We start from the raw sequence: 24,170 nt of genomic DNA on the forward strand, positions 1-24,170 counted from the left end.
ATCAGTTTCCTTCCGTTTGTTCTGCTTCGGTGCGTTGCTCTTGCAGCTTGCGTTCCCGATCCGGCCAACTCTCCTTGATGAAGGCGAGGATGTCCCAGATATCCTGATCCGACAGAGTGTCCCCGAAGCCTGGCATGCCGCTTTTGACGTCAGCGACACCCATCTGTTTCAAAGTTTGGTCCCCGCCAAACTTTGTATAGTCGAACAACAGCTTGTCGCCGTGATGCCAGGTGTGCCCGGTTCGGTCATGCGGGGGCGCCCGCAAGACGCCATCCGGATCAGGTGTTTGCCAATCCTGCTGACCCTCCAAATTTGCCCCGTGGCATGACGCGCAGTTTTCGGCGTACAAAACTGCACCACGTGCCGAATCCGCCGATGCACTGTTCTGCGCACGCCCACTCAGTCCCCAGCCAGCGACCGCGACAATGATCACCACGGCAGCCAGTGACAGCCATTTCGCTGAGCTCCTGTTCATCACGCTACGCTCAGCCAGGTCTTCATACCAGCGGCCTGATGCGACAGCATGTGGCAATGAAACAGCCAGTCCCCCGGGTTATCCGCAACGAACGCAATCTCCCGGGTTTCTATCCGGTCAACCAGGATTGTGTCCCGCAGCGGCCCCAGGCTGCCGTTCGGCAGAACTTCCTGGAAGTGCGTCCCGTGCAAGTGCATAGCGTGCGGGAAGACGGTGTCGTTCTGCATCTGAATCCGGACTATGTCGCCACGCGAAACGGCAGCAAGCGGGTTTTCGGGCAACCCGGCGACACCGTTGAATGTCCAGATCTGCCCTTCCTGAACCAGTTCATTGGTGCTCATGACTTGGCCGTTAAAAGTGCCTTGACGCAGTCCGCCCATCGCCCCGCCTTCCATCACCAATGGAACTGTCAAAGCGTCAGAAACATCTTCGAGAAAGGGAACAGGGTTGGGTGGCAGGGCTTCGATCACACCGCGGTTAGCAGATGTACCGCTTCCCGAAACCGGGATCTCAGCGATGACAAACGATTCATCGCGTTCGTGAAGAGTTATTTGAACGGCTTCGTTCGATTCCGCTGTGACATCAACAATTAAGTCTGCTCGCTGTGCAGGCCCGAAAACAAGGGTTTCAAAATCCTCTGGCTGCCTTACGGGCATGCCATCATAAGCGACCAGCTTCCCGTTTGCGCCACCTACTGAGACATACATGATCCGATCAGTTGCCACGTTGACCATTCGAATACGCAAACGTTGGTTCGTCAAAACTTCTGTCATGGGCGATATGTGCGCGTGAACGTAATTTCCCATTCGGCCTGCATGCGTCCAGTCATGCATCGCGCCAAAATCATTGACGATTTGGGCGTCCTGACCCAACCTCCAGTCATCCAGCAGGATCGCAATGTCATGATCCGTGTCCGGCGGGTCCGTTTCTTCGACGATGAACGCGCCGTAAAGGCCTCTGGCCACTTGTTCCGTCGACTGGTTATGAGAGTGGTACCAGAAGGTTCCCGCATCCTTCAGAGGCAATTCATACTGGAACTCGCCGCCTGTTTGTACGGCCTCCTGTGTAAGACCCGGCACCCCGTCCATGTTGTTCGGAACCCGCAGTCCATGCCAATGGATTGCCGTAGGCTGAGGCAGTGAGTTCAGAAGCGTCCGGCGAACCGTTTCACCCTGCCGGGCACGAATTTCGGGGCCCGGAACACCGCCATCATATCCCCATATCTCGGTTTCAGGATAGCTGTCGGGCGCAACACGCACCAATCCTGAACGCGCCTCGATTATTCGGGGGGCGGTAGCCGCCCTCCCGATAGTCGGCACTGCGATTAGTGCCGATGTGCCTGCAACGAATTGCCTGCGATTGAGCTTCATGAGGACTTCCCTCCAAAGAAAATTTGATCTCTCACTCGATTACCCCCCGTCGTGCACATCCAGCAGATAGGTCGCCATCGCCTTCCGGTCATCGTCTGTCAGAAAGCTGGTGCCATAGTTTACGACCTCTCCCATGGCGCCGCCGAATACATCGCCATCAGGCATGACACCGGTGCGCAACGCGTAGGCCAAATCATCTACCGTCCAACCACGCTTTTGCAGTGTCTCAAAGTCGATGGCCGGTGCCTTGTCACCGCCCGGCAGGGAGTCACTTCCTTTGAAGTGTTCCGTGTCCGAATTTCTTGCGCCAGCCAGGTTCCTCCCGGTGTGGCAGGCCGCACAATGCGTGGCGCCTTCGACCAGTAGCCGGCCCCGATTCCACACTTCGTCATTGCCCGGCACGGGATCAGTGCGGGGTGGTTCCAGAAAAGCCGCGCGCCACAGCTTCAGGCCCCATCTCTGATTGAAGGGGAACGCCATTTCCTGCTCTTTCGACGGTTCCGGTACCGGTGGAACCGTTTGCCAGGCTGCCCAGAGATCCGCGATGTCCTGATCTGTGAAGTTGGCATAGAACGGATAAGGAAAGGCTGGGTAATAGGGTTCGCCGTCAGGCGACACGCCCTGACGCACCGCGCGGGCAAATTCCTCGACCGTCCAATCACCGATACCGTGGTCAGGATCGGTGGTCAGATTCGGTGAATAGAGCGTGCCGAACGGGGTATCCAACTCCACCCCACCGGCCAAGGGCGCACCCCCTTTAGCAAAATCTGTGTGGCAAGCGATACAGCCACTTGCCCTTGCCAGATACGCCCCACGGTTAACGTCACCCTGAATATCGAGAGCTTGTAGGGGCTGACCAATCGGCCAAGCCATCACGGCAACAAGTCCCGCTGCCGCCGTTACGGCGGCAGCAATGCCCAATCGGAATATCGGTCTCATGACGCATTCCTATTCCGACCGAAATCGCGTGTGACACGCCGAGCATGTCTGGCTCAACATCATGAACACACCATCTGCCGGCATTTCAGAAAGTTGTTCCTGGTTAGGACTGCCGCCCATCATCCCGGCACCCATCATAGAACCACCACCTATCATGGATGCGCCGCCCATCATGCCCGAACCATGGCCCGATCCGGACGCCATCAACCCGTTGTCCGCCGCAAGCGCAAGGCCTTCAGAGTAGGTTGCCAATTGTCTGGCCAATTCTGCAAAGGATCCCCAATCCTGCCAGATCTCCGATTTGGCCTCCGAGGGTTTGCCATCAGATCCCTCTGGAAACAGTTTTGTCATGCTCTCACCCGCGTGACGCCCGATCTTCTCGGCTTCGCTTCGCACGGTTTCCGCATTGTAAGGAGTTTTACCCTGCATCATCGGCGTAAGGATCTTCATGCTGCCCTTCATCGCGGACATACCATCCATGCGTTCTTTGACGATGCCGGTTGCGCCACCATGCGCCAGGGCGGCTGCCGCAATCAGTGAAACCAGGACAACGCCTGTGGTCATTTTTAGAATGTTCATTGTTTTGTCCTTGTCGTCTGCTTCGACGCGCCCATGTTGAGCGCAATTCGACTGGTCAGATCAGGACACGCGGCGGTGGTGGTTCAAACGCCGCGATACCGAGAACACGGTATTGGGCTCGAGGGATCGAGTATCTTTGTTCAGTATCTTGAGGGCCAGGCGGTGTTGGACCCATCGAAAATAGACCAACAGCGTTGCAAATCGTTCCGCCGTGACAATGTCCAGGATGACCCTGCTTGACATGCTCAACGTCCGCAGAGACCGTTTGTTCAATCACGTGCTGTGAACCACTGCCATGTGCATGAGCAGAATCGGCCGTCCCAAGCAGCCCGCCAAAGGCCAGCACCATTGACAGGATGATGTAACGAATTGCACTACCCATTCGGCTCGTCACCTTCAGAAAATCCCGTTTTCCTGCTGCAACTCTCTTATATATGCCACGATGCCTTTCACATCCGCACGGGTCAAGCCATCGACCGGCGGCATATTGCCGAACTTCCAATGGTGTGCCCGAACTCCTTTCTGGACTGCCACATAAAATGACTCGTCCGAATGGTGGCTTGGTTCATAGATTTTATGCACCAATGGAGGCGCGAGCCCTTCCAGGCCAGTTGCATTCGCGCCATGGCACGCCGCACATTTGGCGTCGAATGCCACTTTGCCGACGGCAGCAGACTCGCCCAGCTGCTCTGGCAAATTGACGTTTTGGATTGGGTCTCCTGGCTCCAGCACCGACGTATCAGGTGGCGTCATCGAATGGCCAGTTGGTTGCTGATCGAGATTGTAGACGATAGCGGCGGCACCTGCGATCGCTACTCCGCCTATCAAGAGTGTAAGTTTATCCATCTCAGTTTTTCACGTCGTTGTCAGTTACCGAATTTAAGCACCTGTCCTGAAAAGTCATCTTGACCAAGGTCAGATCAATTTTACCTGCGTGCCCACAGTGGCCAGTTCGAACAATTCCGCAATCTGCTCGTTGTATAAACCAATGCAGCCGTTGGAGGATCTTCTCCCGATCTTGCGCGTGTCGTTGGTGCCGTGGATGCGGTAGTATTGCCAGCTCAAATAGAGCGCATGTGTCCCCAGAGGGTTCTCAGGACCCGGGCCTACATAGTCAGGCCATGCTGGATTGCGCTCTTTCATTGCCGGCGTTGGTCGCCAAGATGGCCCTTCGACCTTGCGAATAACTGTGGTATAGCCCAGCCTTGTAAGGTCTTCCGTGAGCGGTACGCTGGTTGGATACATCCGATAGACGCTTTCGTCTTCTGACCAATATTGCAGGACCTTGGACTGTGTATCGGACAGGATTACCCCGTTTTTCAAGGTATCAAAGTGGTCCTGCCATTTAGCAACGCGGAATGAGGAAACATTGCGGCGCGTCCCCTCAGTTGCCGTTGATTGGGCCCAAACGGCCGGTGCTGGAAAAAGTGTCGTCGCAGCAAACGCGGCAATCACTCCACGTCGCGTAACAACCTTACCTTCTTTGCTCCGTTTCATGCCTGCCATCCCAAAGTTTATTCTTTTATTCCGACTCAAATAATTCGTATGCCCGGTTCCTGCGCTGGAAGGTCAACACGCAAATGACATTTCATATGGGGCGCCTCGTCTGAATTGTCGTTGCCGTTGGCGCAGTGATATTTCCTTAGAAGGCGGACCCAAACCATCAAGTCGTTGTGGAAAAGCAATTTTTCTTGGACGTAATTCCAGGCTGCTTTAAGCAAAACCTGACTTTCTTGAATCGACCGAGCACAAAAAAGCAACGCTAACAATTGCTTAGTTCTTAGTGAATTGATGTGATCACCCGTCGATGCGAGGGTATCAGGTACTACAAATGACAAACACAATGGACTAAACACCATGTGCTTCAAGAAAGCTTTCCAAGCACTGGCCGCACTTATGCTCGTCGGCGCCTGCACTGAAACAACGTCAATACCTGCAGATGGCGAGCCCAGAACGCTTTCCCGAGTTCCTGACGCCGTTGCCCAGATTGCTGCTCCGGGCCAGGACCTGAACGCCGTGAAAATCATGCCTGAGGACGGTTGCTATTGGTATCGCTACGTGGGACCGGTTGAAACGACCTACCTGCCACTCAGGACTATAGAAGGGCGCCCAATCTGCACGCGCGCCTGACAAGCACCTATCAGCTGGTCGCGGTCAAATGCCGCTCGGGAGGGTAGAGATGCGCCGTGGCACCTGGCCTGACACGGTCATACAGTCCGATGATATGTGGCATCGCCATCCTTACGCAGCCGGAACTTGCACGACCTCCTATAGATCTTGGATAGGGTGTTCCGTGAATTCGCAAGTATGTGTCGCGACCGCCTTCGAACAGATAAAACGCCCTTGATCCCAATGGGTTTGTCGGCCCACCGGGCACACCATCTGCGAATTGCGCATATTCATCAGGGTCGCGCTCAATCATTTCGGCAGTAGGAGTCCAACGCGGCCACTTGGCCTTTCGCTTGATTGTGTAGACGCCGGGCTCGTAAAGATTGCCTCGGGCAATGGCTACGCCGTAGCGCATTGCCGTGCCACCGTCTTCGATGAAATATAGATATCGGGCGACCGCATCGACATGAATGTCACCCGGAACAAGCGCCCGGTTGGTTTGCACACGCTGAGGCAGGAAACGTGGGTGCAGCCCCCAGGGATTGGATGTCGCGGGATCAAAATTTGGCGGCGTTACCCTGGCGTCCCATGCCGCCCATTGAGAAGAAGTAGATGCTGTTGTGCGTGTCGAAAACAACGGCTGAGAAAGCATCGCCAAAGAAGTTACCAGAAAGTGTCTTCTGTTCATCATAAATCCCATCAAACCTGGTTGCTTATGACCCATTGCCTAATATCGCAGGCCGCAAGATGTTAAGGTATCAAATAATTGTCTAATCATATATCTCTTGTGAACATTTCACCGACCGACTGGTGCTATATTTCAACGGTAAGTTTGAACGACTTTATTGCACAAATTGGGGTTTGGTCGGACTTCCCCTTTCCCCGGACAGAATTATTCTACGGCCTCTGTGATGGTTATGCCGAGCGTGGTGTAGCGATTGAGAACGGCAACTCGGGCTTGGATCTCTGCAACCTGGCGGTCGAAGTCCCTCACCATGAGGCTCTGGCCCAATAGCTTCACACAATGCATCTTGGTCTCGACACGACTTCGGCGGTGGCATCCACTCCACCTTCGCCAAATGGCGCGGCCGAAGTATCGGGAGGCTTTGACGGCCTCATTCCGGGCGATAGCGCCTGGGCTTGTAGGCTTCCACGGTTTGGCGCTCTTGCGCGGAGGAATGACAGCATGAGCGCCGCGCGCTATCGCATCATGGCATTTTCGTGTGTCGTAGGCCCCATCTGCGGTCACTGACCCGATGTCCTAGTCGAGTGGGATTTGGTCGAGAAGCCCAGGCAGCATAGGCGCATCACCAACATTGCTGGTGGTGAACTCAACCGCCCGGACTTCCAGCGTCTTCTCGTCGATCCCTATGTGTATCTTGCTCCAGATGCGGTGTTTGGGGCCACCGTGCTTACGAGCGTTCCACTCACCTTCACCCTCAGCCTTGATGCCCGTACTGTCAATGAGGAGGTTCAATGGTCCTCCGCCGCCACGATATGGCAGGCTCACATTCAGTGTCTTCTGGCGGCGGCACAACGTGCTGAAGTCCGGCACTGCCCAGCCCAGTCTCGCCAGCCGTAAGCGGTTTTCGACGAACCACGTTGTTTGCCGCAGCGGCAGGCCAAACAGGACTTTCAGGGTCAGACAGGTCTGGATTCCGCATCGCTGAACTCCTGCCGTCGACCATGCTTACCTGTTGGCGGCGGGGACCAAGGGTTGCTGCCTTCCAGCTATCATGCTGATTTCATGGAGTGAATCCTCAATTCCATTTGTGCAACAACGCCGTCCGCACCTCGACGGTTAGCCGAGGGCGCAGCGAAAGTGCGGTCGCGGTCCGGGTGAAATCGACACCAGCGAATGACCGGATCGGTGACCTTCGCCGCGCCGCAACATTAAACGTGCCGCAGTTGCGATCTGATGCTGCGTCAGCGAAGCTCGAAAAGTGAAGGTCGGGAAAGTCCCGCATTTCGGTTGTACCGAAACGGCCCCCCGAATGTCAGGTTTCGCAACCTCCAGGTGTTTGGTGCCGCCGTAACAAACGGCGAACTTCGCAGTATGGGCGTTATGTGAAGCGATCTCTGGTTGAGTAGTGGCCATTCAGTGGAATGATTGCGAATGGTTGTCTCGCGGACAAAGTGTGAATTCGCTGCGTTTGCACCAAGGTCTGCAATCTCGAGTAACCGGCCGCACGTGTGCGGCCGATCTTTCGATTTTACCGATCTGTGAGGAGATTTTCAGGTTGGTTCCGCTTCACCGGGGGGTGGGACGTTCAGCCGGTTTCACCAAATCCTTTCGGTACTGGCAGATCAGGCAAGGTAAAATAGAATTTTACGCAGCGTCCAATTATCGAAGTCAATCTTATAACAAACCCGTGATTGCTTATGTGAGCAGTGTTCAGAGAGTGGCCAATCTGAACACGTGTCACCTCGGCCAATGTACTTGATTTGAAGGGATGCGATCATGAAAAAACTCGTTCTCGTTGCTGCACTTGGCTTAACTGCGTGCACTCAGTATCCGATGCAGAAACCGCTTGCAGTGGACGGCACAAGAAATGCGAGCTTTGCTTCGGACGAGGCACATTGCACCGCACTGGCTGTTAGCTATCAATCCGGTAAAAGGGGAATGGACACCACATTCGGCGCAATCGACGGTGCACTCACCGGCGCCATGATCGGAGATGGTTATGATGCTCTTGGCGGGGCGGTCGCCGGCGGGATACTTGGCTCTGTCAAAGGTCAATACAATGACGAATTGGTCAAACGCCAGGTTCTGATTAACTGCATGCAGGCCCGTGGGCACAGCGTCATTGGATAACAGGTTGCGATGTCAGATTGTCGCTGCAATCCGCAAATGTCAGGCTATTTTTGTGAGCCCTGAAAGCGTGCCGCAGGGCATTTGATCTGGTTCTGTGCGACACTTGAACATCTGGTCCCTCTTATCTTCCAATCGGTCGTCAATCGAAACCATATCGCGGAGTTTCAAAATGAAAAATACTGCTCGAAATCTACTGGCCGGGATCAGCGGTATCTGCGCTGTATCAGCAATGACGGTGCCTGCCGATGCTTGCACTCGGTTACTCTACAAAACGGGATCGGACAGTTTCATCACAGCCAGAAGTATGGACTGGTTCGAGGATGTCGGTTCAGATTTCTGGGCGTTCCCAAAGGGCATGGAGCGGGACGGAGGTCTGGGCGCAGGTTCGATTGAGTGGGTGTCAAAATACGGATCAATCACCTTGTCAGGCTATGACATTGGCACTGTCGACGGCATGAACGAAGCCGGGCTTGTGGCTAACCTGCTTTATCTGGCCGAAGCCGACTATGGTTTAGCAGATTGTAAACCAACGCTGTCCGTTGGTGCCTGGGCGCAATATGCACTCGACAATTATGCTACGGTCGCGGAGGCGGTTGAAGGTTTGTCGGCACAGCCCTTCACAATGGTGGCTCCACGTCTTCCCAACGGCCACGAAGCCGGGCTACATCTTTCTCTGTCTGACAAAACCGGGGATTCCGCGATCTTCGAATATGTAAATGGCGAACTCATCGTGCATCATGGTGAGGAGTATCGCGTCATGACAAACTCTCCAACCTACGATGAGCAGCTCGCTTTGACCGCTTATTGGGATCAGGTCGGTGGCCTGTCTATGTTGCCGGGCACAAACCGAGCGGCAGATCGGTTTACGCGGGCAGATTTTTATCTTGATACAGTGCCCGAGTTCGAGGATCGCCGAATGGCCACCGCAGCCGCGTTTTCGATCATCCGCAATGTCTCGGTTCCCCTCGGAATTACTGACCCGGATGCACCAAACCTCGCAACGACAGTTTGGCGCTCCGTCGCAGATCACGAAAGTGGAAGGTACTATTTTGAGTCCGCTATCAGCCCCAATGTGTATTGGGTCGACATGAACCAGCTTGATTTGTCAGAGGGTAGTGAGCCTCAAAAGCTGGAGCTAAAGGGACATCCGATTTTGGCGGGCGACGTATCAGATAGATTTGAACCTGCTGAACCGTTCAATTGGCTTGCACCGTAAGTGCGCGCTTTCTGGTGCCTAAAAAGTTCCCTCGACGTCGGCTCGATGACCAAGACTGGGAATAGGTGTTGAGAATTGAGCCGACGGGTGGAATAGAAATGCAGCTGAATAGATGTTGGATCTGAGGGTGGCCTTTCGCACCGTTAGTATTATTGGCCGCTGGTTACGCATTTCGTCAATCTGAAGCGTTCCAGAATTCGCGCTGGCCGCGAACGGCTGCAATGCGTGTTGCGACGGCAGCATTGCGACTAGCTGCTGGATGTCTTCTGAAGCATGGCAGTCCACGAAGCTGGCACTGGAATTCCTGATACTGACCGCTAGCCGGTCCGCCGAAGTTCGATTGGCGCGTTGGGAGGAAATCGAACTACCAAGCGGCGACACGGCGACATGTGCGACATGGACAGTTCCTGCGGAACGGGCGAAACAGAAGCGTCCTCACCGCGTTCCATTGCCCGCACGCTCGGTTGAAATCCTGCGCGCTGCCAAAACCCTGGATAATGGCAGCGGGTTTATCTTCCCAAGCATTCGCGGGCGCACACTGTCGGACATGACGCTTTCAAAACTGGTTAAGGAACTTGGCTATGACGCTGACGTACACGGGTTCCGAACATCATTCCGCACTTGGGTACAGGAACAAACGGAGTATCCCCGCGAGGTGGCGGAAGCTGCATTGGGTCATAAACTCGGGGATGCGGCTGAACAGGCTTACGCCAGATCAGACTACTATGAAAAGCGACGCCGATTGATGTTGGACTGGGCTCACTTCTTAGAAAGCCCGACAACGAAGTGAATGGCTAAAGGGAACTGTAAATCGTGTTCAATTCGGATCGTTGGATATCAATCACTCAGATAAGAGATGAACTCACTGTCCTTGTGGAAGGCGAGGAAACTGAAGACAAAGGCTCTTTTGATCCGGATGAACAAGGAAACAATCTCACTTGGGACTTCTGCGAAAAGGCCAAATCGGTGCGATTGCATCGGCAAGACGGCACAACAATAAATGCGCCAAAGGACATACTCGAACGGCCGGATAGTTTCATGTCGTCGAGCACGAATGACCACGTCTGCCTCGATGACGGAAGGCTTGGATCAGGAAACAAAAGAGAAGAAATATTCGTTCAGGAAGATGCGGATGGAAATCTTCGTGAATGTCACCTCGAATATGGCGCCAATCTTGGATTGCTTAAGAGCGGAAATCCTAAGGGAAGACCCAAAGGCGCGCGCAACAAAGCGACACTGGCGGCCGAAGCAATGATGGACGGTGACGCCAAAGCTATTACGCAAAAAGCGATAGAGTTGGCAAAAGCCGGTGACATGACCGCAATACGGTTGTGCCTTGAGCGCATTCTGCCACCCCGAAAGTGTCGCCCGCTCAAAGTCGTCCTGCCAAAGATAAACGGCCCTGAAGACATTTTGAATGCCGTGAATTCCGTTCTAAAAGCAGTTGCTTCAGGTCAGATCACAACCGATGAAGCAGACGCGCTTCTGCGTTCGATAGAAGCCGCCCGAAAAGCTATCGAGACAGAACAACTTCATCTTGAATTGGATGAGCTGCAATCAAGACTGGAATTGCTCGGTGGCTGATACCCCTAAAGGCAGGCTAGCAAGATATCGAAAGCATCTGGCCATACCCCGCGATATGTACCTCGCCGCCGTAGAACGTCAGGAAGCCAGAGCATGGGCAAAATGGACTGACCCGTCGAAAGACACAGAATTCAGAGAAGAACTGCAAGCGATTTATGATCGACTATCGGCTGAAGGCGTTCCTAACAAGGGAGATAGGCCTAAATTTCCTCCCGTTCGCGATCCCGATCCGGCTCTTTTCGACGGCGAAGAAGAAATCCGAAAAGACGACATGATAATTGCCACCTACCTCACGGACAACCCAGCTGAACGCAACAAACCGATGGCGCGGGGCACAACTCATGACGAGCTGCTGGAGTTCTGGAAAAGCAGCCCCGACGGGCAGAGATATTTCCAACAACGAGAAAGCTACATTTCTGAAGCCATTATTAAAGCAAAAGCCAAAGTGCTGGGAGGCGCCTGATGCCAACCATTCCACCGCCAATTATCCAAATTTATCAATTTTCGGGGGACCAATCGCTACTCAAAGTACATCAATGGGCTTGGGACCATGGCTGAGAAAGGGGCGTCGTTTCAAACCCTCTGCGTTCCGTCTGCGTTCCGTCGGTGTCGCACATGTCGCCGTGTCGCACGCCACTTTTGACCGCTGAAGGCTGTAAAGCGGACATCTGACAAAATCACTCAGATGACCGCATCGAGCCCAAACTGGACCTTGCTTCTTGGCGCAGCATACTCCGCAATGGGCGGACACCGGACATTCGCTGCGCAGTGAATCAATGTCAGCTATGTGCAGAAAGCCAGTTTTGGATAGACACGGCCTCAATTGTATCAGATCGACAAGACCAGCCACCCGCTGTTAAGCCTCTCTCCTACTATCCGTGTTTTACGACCAAAACCTCGTTGAGCCTCACCGCAATTTTAAAACTTCAGATTTGCTTCAGTTTTCAACAGCTCGCAAAACCACAACTTGGTCTTAGCCTATTCGTTGCAGCAAGAATTGTGCGGTTCTGTCGCTCGTATCTGTGGAACAAATCTCAACGAGCATGTCCCGTGCCATTTCATGCTCTCCGTGTTCCAACGCAAACATTGCGGCACTGAATTCCACACTTGTAGAAACGCGAGCCTGTTTTTGAGATGCGGGCAGTGCATCCAAAACTTCGTAGACTGTAGCCGGTGTTTCCCGCCCTTTTACCATGATTCCCGGTATGCGACGCAGCGACAATTTGCTTGTTAAAGTTGATGCCACCTCGTCCGAGATTAACATGGGGGTATCAAAGTCTCGGGTCATGCTTTCGAGACGGGCACAGAAGTTTACCGGATCACCGATAACATCACATTTCAACCTTTCGCTGTTGCCAACAGTGCCCAGGATCAACTCACCAGTATGCACAGCCAACCCCATATCGATACCCGGCCGATTGTCAGTTGACCGCCCGCGTTCGAGCAGAGCTTGTTGGGCGGAAATTCCCGCTTGAACGGCGTCGTCAACCGTTCCTGAAAAAAGGGCAAGCACACCGTCGCCCTCAAGTCCGCCAATGAATCCGCCGGCCTCACGAAACACCGTATCAAGAATGTTGATGTATTCATTAAGCAGGTCAAAGGCCTGCTTGGGCCCGAGATTTGCAGCGTGGCTAGAAAAGGAGCGCATATCCGCAAACACGACCTGCATCTCGATTTCTACTGCATGCCCTTCTTCGACATCGACGACACGCTGTTTTCCCAGCACTGAAAGAAACTCTCGGGGAACAAACCGCAGGCTTGCCGCGTGCGATGCCCGCAGTTCCTGATCCTTTGTACGCAAATCACGTGCGCGACCCCAGGCAATCAACGCTTCCTTTGCGGTGAGGATCAGATCATCTTCACTCCAAGGCTTTCCGATGTATCGGTAAAGGTTCGCTCTGTTGACTGCTTCGCCAACGGAGTCCGCGGTCGCTTGCCCTGTCAGCAACACATTATGAGCATCCGGGAGCATTGCGTGCGTTTTTTCAAGAAACTCCTCACCCCGCATACCTGGCATAAGTTGATCTGAAATGACTATTGGCACCGGAACGTTGTCATCGATGAGCTCTTGCAGCACTTCGAGACCTTCCTCGCCGGATTCGGCTATCTCGATAGCAACTCCCTGCAAATTGTTGCGCAGCTGCTCTTGAAGGCTGGTCAGAATGATTTTTTCATCGTCGACGCACAAAATGGTGGGCGTTGCGTCCAGATTGCTGGTGATGTGCGCGATTTCATCCATCAGCCGTCCCTTTCGGCAAATTGCTCGCTGCATCTACGGGCAGTCGGACGGTGAACGCTGTTCGGCCAGGAACGCTGTCTACTTCAATCGTTCCTCCGTGGCGCCGCACTATGTCGGCACTGATGGACAATCCAAGCCCGGTGCCTTCGCCAATCTGCTTGGTCGTGTAGAAGGGCTCGAAAATGCGTGCGGCTGCATCTGGCGGAATTCCGCAGCCTGTGTCTTCGATGGATACCAACAACTCATCTGAGGTGCTGGTCGCCTTGATCTTCAACACTCCATTACAATTCATCGCCTGCAATGCGTTGTGAACAAGGTTCGTCCAAACCTGATTCAACGCATCGTGATCCGCAAGGATTGTGGTGTCACCTTCGAATGATCGCTCAATCTGAACTCCCCGCTTTATGAGGTTTTGGTAGAGCATCAACACTGTATCTAGACTCTCACCGACCGAAGCCGAGGAAACATGGCCATCATTTCCGGGGTGAGCATACTTCTTTAAAGCGAAAACAATTTTTGAAGACCTAGCTGCCGCTGTTTTGATCGTTTGGCAATTTCGGTTCAGGCTGGAGAATGCGCGCAGCTGGGAGAACACCAGCGGCCAGCGTTCACTACGCAGGACCGGCAGATGTTCAGTCCCGAGGGTTGACACGCCTAGTTCGACCAACTGAGCCGCTTTTTCCTGACTGTCGTTAAACCCGTGTTCTTGCAATTCACTGGCCAGTGTATTGCGAAGACTGCGTTCCTCTCTGGTCGTCAGCTCGACATTCACCGCTGCGATCCCTCGCAGCATATCGGTCAGGCCCGACAACTCGGCCTCGTTGCCTGTTTCGTTGAGTTCTGGCAGACCTGACAGGATGATACTGATCGACCTGTCCAGGTTATCGTTCGAGGCGCGGATTGCACCCAGAGGGGTATTCAATTCATGCGCAACGCCAGCGACTAGCTCACCAATTGCCGCCATTTTCTCGCTTTGGACCAGCGCATTTTGAGATTGTGCAAGCTCCTTATTCCTCTGGACCAGCTCAACCTCCATTCGCTGTCGAAGCTGCATGAAGATGCTGATCAGCGCGAAAATCGCCAACGACACTGCAAGGAAATTCATGGTGAAGAGATAAAGTGGAAGTTTGAGGAGTGCTTCGTTCTCAAACAGGTCAAGAGGCGGAGGAATTTGAAACTCAATGTAAAGCGAGACAAAGGTCAACAATACAAAGAAGATGAGCCAGCGGAATGAGTGTGTCCGCTCGTCAAAAGACTGAGCCGCGCTCAGGCACAACATGGACCACAACATTGTTGCTCCTGATGCAACCAATCCGCCTAACATCCACTGAAACAAGAACGGCAAGAGAATACTGACAAATATCTGGATATTCCGTGCCAGAGCAAAGTTCTTGGTTCGGGCAAGAAATGCAAAGTTAATTGCTGTAATCAACACGTAGCCAAACGGTATTGCGCTTTGCATATGCAGGTTTAGAACGGTCGCCACCACGCCCCAGAGCAGGCCGCCGCCAGACATCACAACGCCCGTCGCAATCAAGAACCGATGCTTTAGACGTTCTTCGTCTGTATTTTCGGGCGCATCAGCGATGGCTCCTAAATCTGCGAGTAGGCTTTTCAACCAGATAATCTCCCCTGTTCCGCGATGTTTCTCCAACACGTTGCCCGAGTTAGGTGCAAGCGTCCAGAAAAAGCACCAAAACGGAGAAGGCTGCACCTCACCTTTGCCGCATACGCTAAGCAGCCTTCCTGGAGTTGGCCAATTGGTCTGCTTTCTGCGAGGAACGGTCGTTGTTAAAAAAGGCCCGGGCGGCAGCTCTGGGCCGGGAGTTGTCGGTGACCTTTCAGGGGTCAATGGCAGCATTGTCCGCGACTCGGACCTTAGACGAATTTTCACGAATGGCCGCTGCTGGTGAAAGCCGTCGTTCGGGCTGAAAATTTCAAATCGACGGCTCCGAACGGCTGATAAACGCGATACAGCAGACACTCACCAAAATTCAGCGAAGGGCTGCTCTGAGCCCGAAGCAGACTCTAGTTCACGACACCCGACCAACTCACGTTCAATAATTTGTCCGCGAGCCGAGATGGTCTGCAAGCTGATCAAAAACCAACCTAATCCTTCGCGCTGTTTGTAACTCAGAGTGTGTGGCCAACCAGATAGGAAATTTGAATGGCTCGCGTTCGGGCAGAACACGCTCCACACCGGGTGTAAGGGCCACCACATCGTCTGACATAACACCAATGCCGAAGCCTTGGCGCACAAGCTCCCATGACACTATCCCGCTCTGCGATCCAATCCGAAAATTCTTGCGGGTTACTTCGATGTCAGCCGGATTGAGAAATCCAATCATCGTGTCAACATCGCCAAAGCCGACGAAATCCAGCTTAGCAAGTTCGTCTTCATTTCGTGGTCGCCCAACCTGTTCGAGGTATGAAGGGGCAGCGTAAAAATGTGCCGTCGCTTCTGCCACGAGCTTTGCAATTAGGTCCGGCTGTGTCGGGCGCACATGCCGAATTGCGATATCTGCCTCGCGCCGCTGTATGTCTCGTATGTCATTTGCTGCGACAACGTCGATCTCAAGCCGCGGTGCCGCGAGCCTGATCTGTTTGAGAATAGGCGGTAGCTGATAGGCTGACATCACGTCGGAAGCAGTGATCCTGACTTGCCCTTCAACTGCTTGTGACTGGCTTGTTGCGGTCAGAGAAATTCTGTTCGCGACATTTGCCATTTCACTGACATGCACCAAAAGCTCAGCACCGGCTGTTGTCAGATTAAGTGACTTCCCAACCCTTTCAAACAAGGTGACGCCAAGCGCCTGTTCCAGCGCGGCGACCTGACGACCGACGGTTGGCTGGGTCTGCTCAAGCACGCGCGCCGCGGCGGAAAACGAGCCTTCTTCTGCCGTTGCAAGAAAGGACCGAGCCTGGTTCCAATCGAAATTGATAGCCTTCCAATTCATGCATTAATGCATAACAGTTCTGCAATATCTGGCAATTTAATAAATCGGCGTTTTAAGATATTGGCTGCGGTGACACCAAAGGAAAAGAAAAACGATATGGCTGCATTGTCCAAAGATGCCGCATTTTGGAGCAAGATTTCGCGCAAATATGCGGCTGATCCTATCCGAAATATGGAAGGGTATCTGAACACGCTCAAACGTACAAAGTCCTACTTGAAAGCCGAAGACAGCGTGCTGGAAATCGGGTGTGGGACGGGGTCAACCGCGTTGCTACTGGCACCACATGTGGCTCAAGTCACTGCCTCCGATCTCGCACCGGGGATGATCGAAATCGCCAACGAGAAACTCGCTGAAGAAGAGCTGGAGAATGTAACGTTCAAAGTGGCCGAGGTTCTGCAGCACGATCCTAACGACGGTTCTTACGACGCTGTCCTCGCACATAATCTACTGCACCTTGTACCCGATATGGGCCATGCACTCGAACACATTGCAACCCTTACAAAACCCGGTGGGGTATTCATTTCCAAGACCGTTTGCGCTCCAGAGAGTGGAGGGTTCAAATATGGCATAATCAGCCGAATAGCGATCCCGATTATGCAGGTGCTCGGGAAAGCTCCGTTCGTAAATTTTGTATCCGTAGCTGAACTCCAGCACGCCATTGAACTTGCGGGCTTCGATATCGTCGAGACAGCGGACCAAGCCGGGTTATTGCCGAGCCGGTACATTGTCGCGAGAAAGCTGTGAAACAGTATTTGCGCCATAATTACTTTGCATGCAAGGGACAGCTCGGGCCATCAAATGAGTATAATGATGAAAGATGGGATTTCATTTGCACGCCTTTCGGAAATCGATCCGAATGACATTGCGGTTCATATGTCCGACCCCCGGGTAGCAGAGCATATGCCGCTTTTGACGTTCAAATGGAGTGTTGACGTCGCAAGAGAGTTTATCGCCAAGAAGGAAGGTTGCTGGGCACGGGACGGTCTTGGACATTGGGCATTTTTGTCAGGCGGTCGGTATGTTGGTTGGGGGGGCTTTCAAAAAGAAGATGACGAATGGGATTTTGGGTTGGTTTTGCGGCCCGACGCCATTGGCCTTGGGAAACGGATTTCCAAAAAGGCAATCGACTTTGCGATTGCTGACAAACGTATCCCCTTTGTCACGTTTCTGCTGCCACCAAGTAGAAAAAATCTGGGTGCGCTCCGGAAACTCGGTGCCAAACACATCGGCGAGATCGAATGCGAAGATGCTCAGTTTCTCAAGTTTCGCCTGGATACGGAGTGAATTCCGTCAAATCTGTCGGGTGTCAGCTTCGAGCGCATCGAAGACGCTCTCGAAATGTCATCGCATGACCGCATCGAGCCCAGGACGGACAGCTGAAGCAGCATTACTTCGCCAAGTCTCCTACGATGCCTACGGCATCAACAACAGTTGAGAGGTCATCCGTAACTTCCAAAATTTCATCATTGACGCGAATATAGCGATTTCCTTTTCCCGGTGGTTTCAATTTCCATTTCGACAGGTCGCTGATGTTTGAGTAGTTTAGGTCGCTGGGAAGCTTTGCACCGCGCGTGTACCTCTTGATTTGCCCTGGCGGCACCGCCTTTTTACCCTTGCTTGGCTTGCCGTCCACTTGCACTTTCTTGTCTTTGGACTTGCCGCCCTTGTCTTTGGCTAACGCTAAATCAACCCCGCCAATTGATAATGCCAGAGCAAGAACCCAAACAAATCCAGTACTAACTCTCATATTCATTCTCTTCACTCAAACCATACCCAGACGCTCATGCTGGCGACTAGAAAGATTAACCCCTGATAAAGTCTTCAAAGATGGAAACGCAGGTTACCACATCATAAGTAACAGCCATATGTTACATCAGGACCGATAAGTAGCGTGCGACCGATGCGTCTTTAAGGCAATAGACCAAAATACAAGTCCAAAAAACGAACGCGCCTGCTGGCTGAATAATCCTACTAAAGTTCGACAGGGAGCCATTCCCTTTAACACCGTGGGCCACGGCGCTACTGCCACTTAGCGAAGGGAACAGGTCCCTTTTGTTTTGCTTAACCATGTTTGACTCATAAAAACTTACTACAGGGTTCATATTTTACCCTACATTAACCCATTGTTAACATCAGAGTATTTTGTGTTTTTTCGCGCATTTGCAGCAATTTTCGAAGACAATGTTGTTGAATGTTTCGATATTGTAGAGCCAGAACTGATCACCCCCCATTGAATTGGTCCGCACCTATAGTTGGGAAACGGAGGATCAAAGATGGGGACCAAGCGAACGAGCGCATTCGGACTGTTGCAACTTTTCGAACTGCGTCGCCAAAGCCAGCTTCGTCCGCATAGCGGTCCCTCAGACAGATCGTAGCGAAAGACCGCACCGAGCCCAAAGTGGTCGTTAATTAGAATTGTGCGTGAAGCTCCGCAGCGAAAGACTGTTAAGAGCGCGAAGTGGTCATGCGCTGTTTAGTAAGCTGTGTGGTATTGCTCGTCTATGAAACGTCGCATAATCGCAGTTCTTGACGCCGATATAGGCAACCCTTTTGTTATTGTTGGGTCAAGGTCGACCGGCTCGCGGCGAGTGTTGGGCAGCCTTATCATGGTTGTTTAGCGGCAATGACGTTGGGACAGGTCTGGCGATCAACCCACTGCTTCAATTTCTGCGCCAGTTTCGCCGGTCAGCAATCGACCAAGGTGAAACAAGATCAAGGGGTCGTCTTCGCACTCGGCCAAAAGCGCCGCAAAGGATTGGCGCGCTTTGGGGTCACTCGCCTCTAGCAGCTCATACGCCGCCTTGTAACCTCTCACTTGATCGCTGTCGACAAGCGCCTCTGACAAGGGTTCATAGCAGGTCACCGCTTGCGCTTTGCCTTTCAGCAAGAGTCTTCCAATTGGGCGGCCAGAGAAGTTGTCGATGCCCTTGGCAACACTTTCCGAAGTGCAGATGCGCGTCCCTATCGTCTTGTTGGCCTGTTCCAGCCTTGCCGCAGTGTTCACAGCATCGCCATACGCTGTATAGTCGAAATAGCTCTTGCCGCCGAAATTGCCAATGATCGCACCGCCGCTGTTCACACCTATGCGCGTGTCTCCCAACGCGATGCCGCGATCCAGTAATTTCTTCTGAAAACCTTGCGCAAATTCGTCGAGCGCCAAGGCGCAGGCCACCGCGTGCGCGGCATGTTCCGGGTCGTCAACTGGCGCACCGAATATCACTTGGATGGCGTCGCCTATGATTTTCATGACTGTTCCGCTGTGCGAAAAGATTGTTCGGGTCATGCCATCTAGGTATTCGTTGAGAATTTCGACGATCAGGTCGGAATCCGAGCTTTCTACCAGCTGAGTGAAATCGGCCAGATCAGTAAATAAAAAGGTTGCTACGCGGCGCTCGCCCTTGGCCTCTATTGCCTCTGGATCACGCGACAACGTCTCAACCACCGTAGGAGAGAAATACCGTGACAGCGTCAATCTCGCTTGCTCGGCTTTATCACGGGCCGTGCGCAATTGGCGGAGCAACTCAAGGTGTTCCAGCGTCTTGGCAATGGTCCGGTCGAGATCTTCGAACTCGATCGGTTTGGTCACGAAATCGAAAGCCCCGCGGTTCATAGCCGCGCGAATATTGTTCATGTCGCCGTAGGCCGAAACCATAACAGTTTGCAGATCAGTTTCCATCTCGCTCAACCGCTCAAGCAAAGTGAGACCATCCATCCTGGGCATGTTTATGTCTGAAAGGACGATATCTATTTTAGGGTTCTCTTCGAGAACTTCGAGGGCGTGTTTGCCGTCATGAGCAAACAATAGATCGAGTTCCCCTTCGCGTACGCGACGCCGAAACTTTTGCGAAATCAACGCTTCAAGGTCGGGCTCGTCATCGACAACAAGAATGCGTGGCGGCGTCACGTTGCATCTCCGACAAATCGTGAGAGCCGCTCTTTCAGTTCAACAAAATCGACGGGCTTGGTCAGGAACTGTTCCGCTCCCAGTTCCCGGACTTTCGCCTCGGTCGCTGCATCACCATAGGCGGTGATCATCATAACCGGTAATTCAGGCCAGCGAGCGCGCAGTTCCTGCAAAAGCTCGATTCCTGACATGCCGGGCATGTTGATGTCCGAAAGCACCAACATTACTTCTTCTTTCGAATGACTTATTGCGTCCAAGGCGGACTCGCCAGACCCGGCAAACCCAAAACTGTAGACTCCTTTTCGTATCTCCCGCCGAAAATTTTGTCGAATCAGGTCCTGTGCGTCGGGTTCGTCATCTACCATCAGAATTTGTCCTGTCATGCTAGGTCCCCCTGAGAATGGACCGGGACCGAAACGACAAAAATTGTGTGATCCCCTGGCTTACTGTCCACAGTCAAAGTTCCACCATGCTGCTTGACGATGGTATCATAGCTCAACGAAAGGCCGAGCCCTGTGCCTTCACCCGCGGGTTTTGTGGTGTAAAATGGTAGAAATATTTTCTCCCTCATTTCTTCTGGAATGCCCGTACCATTATCGCGAATAGTGACGTTGACGCGGTCACCATTGGCTCGCGTCGATAGCCAGATCGTCGGTGAAAAGTCACTTTCTTCCGCGTCTTTACGTTTGTTGGCCGCATACATGCCGTTGCTGATGAGGTTAAGAAAAACACGCATCAAATCCTGCGGATAGCAATCGATTTGGCCAACGTCGGGATCAATGTCGGCTCGTATTTCGACATTGAAACTGGAATCCTCCGCCCGAGCACCGTGATAGGCAAGGTTCAGCGCTTCTTCTGCGATTGGGTTTAGTGCAACACGTTGCAACTCGCTTGGCCCCTCACGGGAATGCAGAAGCATGTTTTTAACGATGCTGTCAGCACGTTGACCGTGTTGGTTTATCTTGCCTAAGTTGCCGCGTACTGTCTGCCATAGGTCCTTAGCTTCCTCGCGATCCTCTTCCTCCAGAGCCGCGATCGGGTCTTCTAATATCTCGTGCAACTCTTCCAACAACTCGCCAGACAATTTGGCAAAGTTGTTGACGAAATTCAGCGGGTTCTTGATCTCGTGGGCAATGCCGGCAGTAAGTTGGCCTAGGCTGGCCATCTTCTCGGACTGGATGAGCCGTTCTTGGGCTTGCCGCAGATCGTTGAGGGCTTGTTCAGCCGCATCACGCGCTTTGGAAATCTCTGCTTCACGCCGTTTTAGTTCGGTGATATCGAAATAGGTCAGCATGCGACCGCCATCCGGCAGGTCCACACATTGGAAACTCAACGTCATGCCATCAGCCCGACACAACTCGCCCGGTGGCATGTTTCCTGCCCGTATTGCCTCGACCCGCATGGACAGCCAGTCATCCCAGTCCTTCGGCGCAACATCATAGACTCCTGTGCCCTTGTTGTACTCTATCAGTTCCTGCATTGTTGGGCGCTGGTCGATGAATTTCTGATCGATGTTCCAAATTCGCGCAAATGCCCGATTTATTATACGCGCACGTAAATCCGGTCCCATGAACAGAATTCCATAGTCGACGTGATCGATGACCGCGTTAAATTCTGCCAGTGCCGCTTTCAGTGCTTCGTCAGCGAGTTTGCGGTCCGTAATGTCAGTGTAAGTTGCAACTAGGCCGCCACCTTGGATAGGGTTGCCGATAATCTCAATCACCGTACCATCAGGACGAATACGCTCAAATTTGTGCGGTAAGAATTTTGCGGCCAGTTCCACCCGCTCGCGCACTTGGGTATCAATGTCGCCCGGCCCATATTCCCCTCGTTCAGCATTGAACCGAAATGCCTCTTCCATTGTGAATCCGGGGCGAAAGCGTTCGCGAGGAAACTCCATGAGGTCGAGGAATTTCGAATTCAACGCAATTGTGCGCAGCTCTTTATCCACCAGCGTAATCCCCTGGCCCATGTTCTCCATTGTTAACTCGAGGATCGCTGATTGTTGTTCGATCTCCAGCTGTTTGGTCTTCAGTTCGGTAATGTCGGTATAGATCGAGACGATGCCACCATCCGAAGTGCGGTGATCCGTAATCTGCAGCCAGTACCCGGCGACTAGCTGTTCGCGTGGTTCGCCCGAGGCTTTCTTGCGTTTTTCGGCAATTCTCTCAAGATACCCTTCTACTTCTCCTTCGGAAAGTGGAAATAGGCCGCGCTTGATGCCGGCACCGATGATCTCTTCGAATTTCACGCCGGGTACGACCTTGTCGGCGAGTTCGCTCATGTAGGTGCGGTAGCGCTCATTACATACAACCAGCCGATCCTCGGCATCCCACAATGCAAAACCAGACGAAATCGCTTCAATTGCGTCTTCAAACCGCTGCCGTGCGGCCTGCGCATCTGCCTCCCTGCGTTTGAATTCGGTTATGTCGTTGTAAACCATGATGCGGCCACCATCAGGCAGGCGACGTTCGTTGAGCATGATCCACACACCGTTGCCCAACTCTAGTTCCCAGTTCGCCTTTGGCTTCTCCCAAGCGACGCGGCGGGCAGCGATCCAACCGTCAACGCCGTCTGGATGTTCGGTAAACATCCCAAGCTCATAGCCGTTGCGGATCATGTCGAAGAATTCGCGGCCCTCATAAATTAGGTTGCTCAAATCGGCGCCGCCAGCGGCGTCCCTGAAGATCTGGACGTAGCGGTCGTTGAATAACTCGACGCGATTTTCAGGTCCCACCAAAAGCAAACCATCGGCGATCGTTTCAATTGCTCCGAGTAGCCGACCTTCAATTCGGGCAATTCGTTCCCGTGCATCCCGGATTTCAGTTATGTCGCGCACGGCACCGACAAGCCGAACGACCCGGCCTTCGGCGTTTCGCACACCAACGCCTCGGTCGTGAACCCAACGGTAACCACCATCACGCGCCCTCTGCCGGTAGTCACATTCAACGGCATCAGTTCCGCCCTTGAAATGGTTAACGATTGCCTTGACATAAGCGTCGTAATCATCCGGATGGATCTGCTCGGCCCATCGTGTCGAAGACGAATTGGCCTCGTCCAAACTGAGTAGATCGTTCAGGTCAGCAGAGACAAACAGAACATCATTGGTCACGTCCCAATCATAAATTCCATCGCTGGTAGCTTGAGTGACCAACTGGTATCTTTCCTCACTTGCGGCAAGGGCTGCATCCCGTTCAATCTTGGGTGTAATGTCCCGAATTGCGGCCACCATACGCGTCGCGTAGCCGTTAGTATCGCGAATCGAGGTGCCGTGATCCGATACCCAGCGCCACTTTCCGCTGGCTACTTTGAGTCGGTACTCACATTCCCATCGTTTCTTCTTGCCGGATATATGCGCCTCCAACGCTGACAAGTAAGAGGGCAAATCGTCGGGATGAATAATGTCTTGCCATACCCACGTTCTCTCCCCCTTAGGACCGGTCTCAAGCCCTAGGAAAGTCTCAAGTCGTGGGGACGCATAAAACTGGTCGTCGGTAATGTGCCAATCGTAGATTGCCTCTTCCGCAGCGTCTGAAACAAGCGCGTAGCGCTCCTCACTTTCTCGCAATGCTCTTTCTGCTTTTCGTTCGGCGGTGCGGTCCTGATAGGTGACCATCGTTCCTCCAGAGGCCGTTCTGCGATAGCTGATCGCTAGAATCTGCCCGTCTGCCATCTCATGCTCGAGCGCGCGCTCACCAGAGGCACCAATCTCATTCATTCGATCGGCCACTAGCCGATCAGTTTTGCCCGCGCCAAAATCTCCGCGTTCGGCGTTGAAATGCAGCAAATCTTCTAGACTAACACCACGGCGGCAGAGCTCTTGTGGGTAGCGTCGCATCTCGCGAAATGCGGGGTTGCAGTAAACCAGTCGGAGTGCGTCATCGAATATGCCGACACCAACATCCAGAAGCGCTATACCTTCTTCGTACCTGTCTGCTTGGCTTTTCTGGTCAGCGCCATTCATATCGCGTTCCCCCCCCTGG

General features: G+C 53.2%; 23 protein-coding genes and 1 pseudogene. 8 read left to right on the forward strand and 16 right to left on the reverse strand.

Annotation, left to right across the window (positions count from 1 at the left end; genetic code table 11):
• Position 1: 1 nt before the first annotated feature.
• The 7 genes from ACR0JR_RS16685 to ACR0JR_RS16715 all read right to left on the reverse strand — a co-directional run bounded on the left by ACR0JR_RS16685 (position 2) and on the right by ACR0JR_RS16715 (position 4,869).
• Positions 2–475 carry a c-type cytochrome gene (locus ACR0JR_RS16685; RefSeq protein WP_480457103.1) on the reverse strand — a complete coding sequence of 158 codons (474 nt, stop codon included), beginning with the start codon at positions 473–475 and terminating at the stop codon, positions 2–4.
• Positions 475–1,845, reverse strand: coding sequence for a multicopper oxidase family protein (locus ACR0JR_RS16690; protein ID WP_480457104.1), 1,371 nt, complete (start codon positions 1,843–1,845; stop codon positions 475–477). The genes ACR0JR_RS16685 and ACR0JR_RS16690 overlap by 1 nt, the downstream gene beginning before the upstream one ends.
• Before the next feature lie 39 nt (positions 1,846–1,884).
• Entirely contained in the window at positions 1,885–2,784 is a 900-nt protein-coding gene (locus tag ACR0JR_RS16695; protein WP_480457105.1) for a c-type cytochrome, read from the reverse strand.
• 9 nt (positions 2,785–2,793) lie between these two features.
• Positions 2,794–3,363, reverse strand: coding sequence for a c-type cytochrome (locus tag ACR0JR_RS16700; protein WP_480457106.1), 570 nt, complete (start codon positions 3,361–3,363; stop codon positions 2,794–2,796).
• Between the two features lie 60 nt (positions 3,364–3,423).
• Positions 3,424–3,606, reverse strand: coding sequence for a hypothetical protein (locus ACR0JR_RS16705; RefSeq protein ID WP_480457107.1), 183 nt, complete (start codon positions 3,604–3,606; stop codon positions 3,424–3,426).
• Between the two features lie 153 nt (positions 3,607–3,759).
• Positions 3,760–4,209 (reverse strand): c-type cytochrome, encoded by a 450-nt coding sequence (locus ACR0JR_RS16710; protein ID WP_480457108.1) that lies wholly within the window; start codon positions 4,207–4,209, stop codon positions 3,760–3,762.
• A gap of 69 nt (positions 4,210–4,278) precedes the next feature.
• Positions 4,279–4,869, reverse strand: a complete 591-nt coding sequence (locus tag ACR0JR_RS16715) for a L,D-transpeptidase (RefSeq protein WP_480457109.1) — start codon at positions 4,867–4,869, stop codon at positions 4,279–4,281.
• Between the two features lie 351 nt (positions 4,870–5,220).
• On the opposite strand from ACR0JR_RS16715, the gene ACR0JR_RS16720 reads away from it, so the two are divergent.
• Positions 5,221–5,493, forward strand: a complete 273-nt coding sequence (locus ACR0JR_RS16720; RefSeq protein WP_480457110.1) for a hypothetical protein — start codon at positions 5,221–5,223, stop codon at positions 5,491–5,493.
• Positions 5,494–5,503: 10 nt separating this feature from the next.
• Here the strand turns inward: ACR0JR_RS16720 and ACR0JR_RS16725 are convergent, their stop codons facing one another.
• Both ACR0JR_RS16725 and ACR0JR_RS16730 read right to left on the reverse strand, forming a co-directional pair.
• Positions 5,504–6,163: a L,D-transpeptidase gene (locus tag ACR0JR_RS16725; RefSeq protein ID WP_480457111.1), complete on the reverse strand. Its 660-nt coding sequence runs from the start codon at positions 6,161–6,163 to the stop codon at positions 5,504–5,506.
• Between the two features lie 201 nt (positions 6,164–6,364).
• Positions 6,365–7,185, reverse strand: a pseudogene (locus ACR0JR_RS16730) (IS5 family transposase); the annotation flags it as partial.
• Between the two features lie 748 nt (positions 7,186–7,933).
• On the opposite strand from ACR0JR_RS16730, the gene ACR0JR_RS16735 reads away from it, so the two are divergent.
• The 5 genes from ACR0JR_RS16735 to ACR0JR_RS16755 all read left to right on the forward strand — a co-directional run bounded on the left by ACR0JR_RS16735 (position 7,934) and on the right by ACR0JR_RS16755 (position 11,550).
• Positions 7,934–8,287: a hypothetical protein gene (locus tag ACR0JR_RS16735; protein ID WP_480457112.1), complete on the forward strand. Its 354-nt coding sequence runs from the start codon at positions 7,934–7,936 to the stop codon at positions 8,285–8,287.
• Between the two features lie 169 nt (positions 8,288–8,456).
• Positions 8,457–9,503, forward strand: a complete 1,047-nt coding sequence (locus tag ACR0JR_RS16740) for a linear amide C-N hydrolase (RefSeq protein WP_480457113.1) — start codon at positions 8,457–8,459, stop codon at positions 9,501–9,503.
• A gap of 259 nt (positions 9,504–9,762) precedes the next feature.
• The gene (locus ACR0JR_RS16745) at positions 9,763–10,293 is read left to right on the forward strand and encodes a tyrosine-type recombinase/integrase (RefSeq protein ID WP_480457114.1); all 531 of its coding nucleotides are present in this window, start codon (positions 9,763–9,765) and stop codon (positions 10,291–10,293) included.
• A gap of 83 nt (positions 10,294–10,376) precedes the next feature.
• Positions 10,377–11,087, forward strand: coding sequence for a DUF5681 domain-containing protein (locus ACR0JR_RS16750; RefSeq protein ID WP_480457115.1), 711 nt, complete (start codon positions 10,377–10,379; stop codon positions 11,085–11,087).
• A gap of 55 nt (positions 11,088–11,142) precedes the next feature.
• Positions 11,143–11,550, forward strand: a complete 408-nt coding sequence (locus ACR0JR_RS16755) for a hypothetical protein (RefSeq protein WP_480457116.1) — start codon at positions 11,143–11,145, stop codon at positions 11,548–11,550.
• A 510-nt stretch (positions 11,551–12,060) separates the two neighbouring features.
• On the opposite strand, the gene ACR0JR_RS16760 is transcribed toward ACR0JR_RS16755, so the two are convergent.
• The 3 genes from ACR0JR_RS16760 to ACR0JR_RS16770 form a co-directional block, all read right to left on the reverse strand.
• Positions 12,061–13,326 (reverse strand): response regulator, encoded by a 1,266-nt coding sequence (locus ACR0JR_RS16760; RefSeq protein ID WP_480457117.1) that lies wholly within the window; start codon positions 13,324–13,326, stop codon positions 12,061–12,063.
• Positions 13,319–14,944, reverse strand: coding sequence for a sensor histidine kinase (locus ACR0JR_RS16765; protein ID WP_480457118.1), 1,626 nt, complete (start codon positions 14,942–14,944; stop codon positions 13,319–13,321). The genes ACR0JR_RS16760 and ACR0JR_RS16765 overlap by 8 nt, the downstream gene beginning before the upstream one ends.
• Before the next feature lie 439 nt (positions 14,945–15,383).
• Positions 15,384–16,283 carry a LysR family transcriptional regulator gene (locus ACR0JR_RS16770; RefSeq protein ID WP_170774759.1) on the reverse strand — a complete coding sequence of 300 codons (900 nt, stop codon included), beginning with the start codon at positions 16,281–16,283 and terminating at the stop codon, positions 15,384–15,386.
• Positions 16,284–16,379: 96 nt separating this feature from the next.
• On the opposite strand from ACR0JR_RS16770, the gene ACR0JR_RS16775 reads away from it, so the two are divergent.
• Together ACR0JR_RS16775 and ACR0JR_RS16780 are read left to right on the forward strand one after the other, a co-directional pair.
• Positions 16,380–17,027 carry a class I SAM-dependent methyltransferase gene (locus tag ACR0JR_RS16775; protein WP_480457119.1) on the forward strand — a complete coding sequence of 216 codons (648 nt, stop codon included), beginning with the start codon at positions 16,380–16,382 and terminating at the stop codon, positions 17,025–17,027.
• A gap of 54 nt (positions 17,028–17,081) precedes the next feature.
• Positions 17,082–17,567, forward strand: a complete 486-nt coding sequence (locus ACR0JR_RS16780; RefSeq protein WP_480457120.1) for a GNAT family N-acetyltransferase — start codon at positions 17,082–17,084, stop codon at positions 17,565–17,567.
• Positions 17,568–17,670: 103 nt separating this feature from the next.
• Here ACR0JR_RS16780 and ACR0JR_RS16785 read toward each other — a convergent pair whose 3' ends face one another.
• The 4 genes from ACR0JR_RS16785 to ACR0JR_RS16800 form a co-directional block, all read right to left on the reverse strand.
• Positions 17,671–18,030 carry a hypothetical protein gene (locus ACR0JR_RS16785; protein ID WP_480457121.1) on the reverse strand — a complete coding sequence of 120 codons (360 nt, stop codon included), beginning with the start codon at positions 18,028–18,030 and terminating at the stop codon, positions 17,671–17,673.
• 900 nt (positions 18,031–18,930) lie between these two features.
• Positions 18,931–20,187, reverse strand: coding sequence for an adenylate/guanylate cyclase domain-containing protein (locus ACR0JR_RS16790; RefSeq protein ID WP_480457122.1), 1,257 nt, complete (start codon positions 20,185–20,187; stop codon positions 18,931–18,933).
• Positions 20,184–20,570 carry a response regulator gene (locus tag ACR0JR_RS16795; protein ID WP_170385089.1) on the reverse strand — a complete coding sequence of 129 codons (387 nt, stop codon included), beginning with the start codon at positions 20,568–20,570 and terminating at the stop codon, positions 20,184–20,186. The genes ACR0JR_RS16790 and ACR0JR_RS16795 overlap by 4 nt, the downstream gene beginning before the upstream one ends.
• Positions 20,567–24,151 (reverse strand): PAS-domain containing protein, encoded by a 3,585-nt coding sequence (locus ACR0JR_RS16800; RefSeq protein WP_480457123.1) that lies wholly within the window; start codon positions 24,149–24,151, stop codon positions 20,567–20,569. The genes ACR0JR_RS16795 and ACR0JR_RS16800 overlap by 4 nt, the downstream gene beginning before the upstream one ends.
• Positions 24,152–24,170 lie beyond the last annotated feature (19 nt).

Source organism: Ruegeria sp. AA3, from assembly GCF_056542905.1.

What these genes read in the sequence shown, in the direction of transcription:
- ACR0JR_RS16685 (WP_480457103.1), bottom strand. Translation starts at nt 475, where the DNA reads ATGAACAGGAGCTCAGCGAAATGGCTGTCACTGGCTGCCGTGGTGATC.
- ACR0JR_RS16690 (WP_480457104.1), bottom strand. Translation starts at nt 1,845, where the DNA reads ATGAAGCTCAATCGCAGGCAATTCGTTGCAGGCACATCGGCACTAATC.
- ACR0JR_RS16695 (WP_480457105.1), bottom strand. Translation starts at nt 2,784, where the DNA reads ATGAGACCGATATTCCGATTGGGCATTGCTGCCGCCGTAACGGCGGCA.
- ACR0JR_RS16700 (WP_480457106.1), bottom strand. Translation starts at nt 3,363, where the DNA reads ATGAACATTCTAAAAATGACCACAGGCGTTGTCCTGGTTTCACTGATT.
- ACR0JR_RS16705 (WP_480457107.1), bottom strand. Translation starts at nt 3,606, where the DNA reads ATGTCAAGCAGGGTCATCCTGGACATTGTCACGGCGGAACGATTTGCA.
- ACR0JR_RS16710 (WP_480457108.1), bottom strand. Translation starts at nt 4,209, where the DNA reads ATGGATAAACTTACACTCTTGATAGGCGGAGTAGCGATCGCAGGTGCC.
- ACR0JR_RS16715 (WP_480457109.1), bottom strand. Translation starts at nt 4,869, where the DNA reads ATGGCAGGCATGAAACGGAGCAAAGAAGGTAAGGTTGTTACGCGACGT.
- ACR0JR_RS16720 (WP_480457110.1), top strand. Translation starts at nt 5,221, where the DNA reads ATGTGCTTCAAGAAAGCTTTCCAAGCACTGGCCGCACTTATGCTCGTC.
- ACR0JR_RS16725 (WP_480457111.1), bottom strand. Translation starts at nt 6,163, where the DNA reads ATGATGAACAGAAGACACTTTCTGGTAACTTCTTTGGCGATGCTTTCT.
- ACR0JR_RS16735 (WP_480457112.1), top strand. Translation starts at nt 7,934, where the DNA reads ATGAAAAAACTCGTTCTCGTTGCTGCACTTGGCTTAACTGCGTGCACT.
- ACR0JR_RS16740 (WP_480457113.1), top strand. Translation starts at nt 8,457, where the DNA reads ATGAAAAATACTGCTCGAAATCTACTGGCCGGGATCAGCGGTATCTGC.
- ACR0JR_RS16745 (WP_480457114.1), top strand. Translation starts at nt 9,763, where the DNA reads ATGTCTTCTGAAGCATGGCAGTCCACGAAGCTGGCACTGGAATTCCTG.
- ACR0JR_RS16755 (WP_480457116.1), top strand. Translation starts at nt 11,143, where the DNA reads ATGTACCTCGCCGCCGTAGAACGTCAGGAAGCCAGAGCATGGGCAAAA.
- ACR0JR_RS16760 (WP_480457117.1), bottom strand. Translation starts at nt 13,326, where the DNA reads ATGGATGAAATCGCGCACATCACCAGCAATCTGGACGCAACGCCCACC.
- ACR0JR_RS16770 (WP_170774759.1), bottom strand. Translation starts at nt 16,283, where the DNA reads ATGAATTGGAAGGCTATCAATTTCGATTGGAACCAGGCTCGGTCCTTT.
- ACR0JR_RS16775 (WP_480457119.1), top strand. Translation starts at nt 16,380, where the DNA reads ATGGCTGCATTGTCCAAAGATGCCGCATTTTGGAGCAAGATTTCGCGC.
- ACR0JR_RS16780 (WP_480457120.1), top strand. Translation starts at nt 17,082, where the DNA reads ATGAGTATAATGATGAAAGATGGGATTTCATTTGCACGCCTTTCGGAA.
- ACR0JR_RS16785 (WP_480457121.1), bottom strand. Translation starts at nt 18,030, where the DNA reads ATGAGAGTTAGTACTGGATTTGTTTGGGTTCTTGCTCTGGCATTATCA.
- ACR0JR_RS16795 (WP_170385089.1), bottom strand. Translation starts at nt 20,570, where the DNA reads ATGACAGGACAAATTCTGATGGTAGATGACGAACCCGACGCACAGGAC.
- ACR0JR_RS16800 (WP_480457123.1), bottom strand. Translation starts at nt 24,151, where the DNA reads ATGAATGGCGCTGACCAGAAAAGCCAAGCAGACAGGTACGAAGAAGGT.